This is a genomic window from Planktothrix tepida PCC 9214 (assembly GCF_900009145.1).
Taxonomy (GTDB): domain Bacteria; phylum Cyanobacteriota; class Cyanobacteriia; order Cyanobacteriales; family Microcoleaceae; genus Planktothrix; species Planktothrix tepida.
Window position 1 is genome coordinate 15603 of the sequence record NZ_LN889820.1, and the last position, 290, is coordinate 15892.

The following is a 290-nucleotide window of genomic DNA, read 5'->3' on the forward strand; positions in this document are numbered from 1 at the left end:
GTTGTGGCGGTGTCGTTGGTTGCTGTGGGGACTTGGTTGGGGGGTGCATTCACCGTAATATTAGCAGTTGCGGTACTTGTTCCCCCATTACCATCATTGACAGTATATTCAAAACTTGCAGGGCCAATATAACCGGGTGTAGGCGTAAATACAACTTCTCCGGTATTAGGATTTAAGTTAACTGTACCGTTATTAGGATTATTAACGGATTCAATAATTAAATTATCACCTTCTGGGTCAGTATCGTTATTTAGAGGGGTTAAGGTGACAGGAATATCTTGTTGAGTTGT

At 41.7% G+C, this 290-nt stretch carries 1 protein-coding gene; it reads right to left on the reverse strand.

Annotated elements, in window-relative coordinates:
* The coding region (locus PL9214_RS31750; RefSeq protein WP_186440500.1) for an Ig-like domain-containing protein at nucleotides 1-290 on the reverse strand (290 nt) is incomplete at both ends.